Annotated in this window: 3 protein-coding genes; 1 reads left to right on the forward strand and 2 read right to left on the reverse strand. The window is 70.5% G+C overall.

Annotated features, from left to right (window positions below):
* Positions 1-45 precede the first annotated feature (45 nt).
* Positions 46-771 (reverse strand): M23 family metallopeptidase, encoded by a 726-nt coding sequence (locus tag ACK4LS_RS04340; RefSeq protein ID WP_409713698.1) that lies wholly within the window; start codon positions 769-771, stop codon positions 46-48.
* 445 nt (positions 772-1,216) lie between these two features.
* On the reverse strand, positions 1,217-1,915 hold the full coding sequence (locus ACK4LS_RS04345) for a metal-dependent transcriptional regulator (RefSeq protein ID WP_409713701.1): 699 nt from the start codon (positions 1,913-1,915) through the stop codon (positions 1,217-1,219).
* A 99-nt stretch (positions 1,916-2,014) separates the two neighbouring features.
* Here ACK4LS_RS04345 and serC point away from each other — a divergent pair, with 99 nt between their 5' ends.
* The gene (serC, locus tag ACK4LS_RS04350; RefSeq protein WP_409713704.1) at positions 2,015-3,136 is read left to right on the forward strand and encodes a phosphoserine transaminase; all 1,122 of its coding nucleotides are present in this window, start codon (positions 2,015-2,017) and stop codon (positions 3,134-3,136) included.
* The last annotated feature ends 101 nt before the right edge of the window (positions 3,137-3,237 follow it).

A 3,237-nucleotide genomic window follows, 5' to 3' on the forward strand; every position in this document is an offset into this window, starting at 1 on the left:
GGAGAACGATGGTCTCCGACACGCCGCCTCGATGTCAGGGGAGGATCAGCCCGCGTTCTGCTGCAACCAGGCGTAGGGGTCGACCACCGAGTTGTTGATGTGCACCTCGAAGTGCAGGTGGTTGGCCGTGGAACTACCGGTCGAGCCGACCAGGCCGATGAGCTGGCCGGCGGCGACGGACTGCCCGGCCTGCACCTGACGGCTGCCGTAGGTCATGTGCCCGTACGTGGTGCGCACCTTCTGCCCGTTGATGACGTGCTCGATCTCGATGGCCACGCCGTACCCGCCGTAGCTCTCCTGCGAGACGCGCACGACACCGGCGGCGGCGGCGAAGATGGGCTGGCCGCCGGGCGCGAGCAGATCGACGCCCTGGTGGTAGCCGGAGTCCCACAGGCCACGGCCGAGCTTGTAGCTCGAGAGCGGCCAACGCACTTCACCCGAACCGGCTGCGGTCATGTTCAGATCGACCGAGCTCAACGTGCGCGACGACGACGACGCCTGCGATGCCTGGGCGGCGAGCTGGCGGGCGCGCTCCGCAGCGGCCGCAGCGGCGGCCTCCTGCTCCTTCTTCTTCTGGATCTCCTCCGCCGTGGTCGCCGAGTAGCTGCTGCGGTCGAGGGTCTCGGCCGTCGCATCGGAAGCGACGACGAGCGACTGGTTGTCGGGTGCCGACATCTGCTGCAGCGTTACCGTCTCGGCGGCGGGCATCGTGGCCGCGTAGGCGGGGATCGCGACCGTCGCGACGAGGCCCGCGACCATCGAGAGGATCACGGCACTGCGGACGGGCTTTCCGAAGCGACGCGGCGCGGATCCGGTTCGAGCCGGAGCGGCGCGGACGATCGGGGCAGGCGTCGCCGTTCGAGGACGCACGGGTCGTCGGGTCGACCGGGCGATCTCGGCACGCGAGCTCTTGCGGGTGGGACCCGTCACGGGGACCTCGGGCAGGTCCGCGGCGGGATCGTTGTGTTCAGCCAAAGTTCCTCCGGCGCCTCTGCGTCAGTGACGCTGGCTCGTCAGCACTCGATGGTGGGGGCACGATGTGCGGGCTTCACCCTGCGCGGACGACGAGCCGATGAGGCAAACCGCGAGGGGCCCGACGGCGGGCTTCTCGCCTGTGGACCTTCGAAGGCTACCCGAAGATAACGAACAAGTCACGCTTGGACGGGGGTGAGCGCCGAACGCCCGGCAGAGGCTCAGCAAGCGCTCGCGGCGGGTGTCAGGCCTCGGCGACGAGGAAGATGTGCGAGGCCACCTCGACGGGCAGTTCGAGACCCTCGTCGACGCCGTCCATCTGCACCAGCACGTACCCCTCGTTGAAGCGGTAATCGCCGCGCGCCCCGGGCAGGACTCCGGCCGCCTTGAGCTGTTGCAGCAGCTCGGGGTCGACCTGGGCGGGCTCGGCGAGACGGCGCACGGTGCCCGTGATGGGACCGCCCGCGTCGTTCAGCTTGCGGACGAGACCGACGACACCGTCGTCGAACGTGGCGCTGGCGGCGTCGCCCAGCTGGTCGAGACCGGGGATCGGGTTGCCGTAGGGCGACTCGGTGGGGTGGCCGAGCAGCTCGACGAGGCGACGCTCGACCTGCTCGCTCATGACGTGCTCCCACCGGCAGGCCTCGTCGTGCACGTAGGCCCAGTCGAGACCGATGACATCGCTCAGCAGACGCTCCGCGAGGCGGTGCTTGCGCATCACGTCGACCGCCTTCTGACGACCGTCGTCGGTGAGCTCGAGCCGTCGGTCTTCGGAGACGACGACGAGACCGTCGCGCTCCATCCGACCCACGGTCTGCGAGACGGTCGGGCCCGAGTGGCCGAGGCGTTCGGAGATGCGCGCGCGCAGGGGGACGATCTTCTCCTCCTCGAGCTCGAGGATGGTGCGCAGGTACATCTCGGTGGTGTCGATCAGATCGGTCATTCAGGTGTCCTCGATGTCGCGCGGCAAGTCCTCCCAGCCTACCGACCCCCTCCGACATGAGCGCGGGGCGCGAAGAGCGAGGACCCTAGAATCGGACCCATGCCGCACGTGGAACTGCCCAGCGAACTCCTGCCCACCGACGGTCGCTTCGGGTGCGGCCCCTCGAAGGTGCGCGGCGCGCAGCTCGAGGCCCTCGTCACCCGCGGGGCGTCGATCCTCGGAACCTCGCACCGTCAGGCGCCGGTCAAAGACCTCGTCGCGAGCACCCGCGGGCGCCTCGCCGAGCTGCTCCGCCTCCCCGAGGGCTACGAGATCATCCTCGGCAACGGAGGGTCCACCGCCTTCTGGGATGCCGCCGCCTTCGGCCTCATCGAGAACCGCAGCCAGAACCTCGTGTTCGGCGAGTTCGGCGGCAAGTTCGCCGCCGCAGCCGGAGCCCCCTGGCTCCAGGCCCCCGACGTCCGCACGGCCGCGCCGGGGACCCGCGCCGTCGCCGAGGCCGTCGAGGGCGTCGACGTCTACGCGTGGCCGCACAACGAGACCTCCACGGGTGTGGCGGCGCCGGTCACGCGGGTGAACGGGGATGCCGGGGCCCTCACGGTCATCGACGCCACCAGCGCCGCGGGCGGCATCGACTTCGACGTCGCCGAGTCCGACGTCTACTACTTCGCACCGCAGAAGAACCTCGGCTCCGACGGCGGCCTCTGGTACGCCGCGGTGTCGCCGGCCGCGATCGAACGCATCGAGAGGATCGCGGCATCCGGCCGGTACATCCCCGAGTTCCTGAGCCTGAAGAACGCGCTCGACAACTCGCGCCTGCAGCAGACGCTGAACACCCCCGCCCTCGCGACCCTGCTGCTGCTCGATGAGCAGCTGGGGTGGATCCTCGACAACGGCGGCCTCTCGTGGGCCGGCGCACGCACCGCCGAGTCGTCCTCCGCCCTCTACGAGTGGGCTGACGCGCGCGGCGTCGCCTCCCCGTTCGTCGCCGACCCCGCCGACCGCTCCCCCGTGGTGGTCACGATCGACTTCGACGAGAGCATCGACGCCGGGGCGATCGCTCGGAGCCTGCGCGCGAACGGCATCGTCGACACCGAGCCCTACCGCAAGCTCGGTCGCAACCAGCTGCGCGTCGCGACGTTCGTGTCGATCGAGCCGGCCGACGTCCGTCGCCTCATCGGGGCGATCGACTACACGATCGAGCACCTCCCGAGCAGCTGACTCGGCGCACGACACCGCGAACGACGAAGGCCGTCCCGCCCCCGCGGGGCGGCCGTAGGCGGCGGGGTGGGGAGCTGGGGGGGGGGGCGGCGGGGGCGGAG

The sequence above is a fragment of the Microbacterium sp. genome, from assembly GCF_046295495.1.
Classification (GTDB): domain Bacteria; phylum Actinomycetota; class Actinomycetes; order Actinomycetales; family Microbacteriaceae; genus Microbacterium.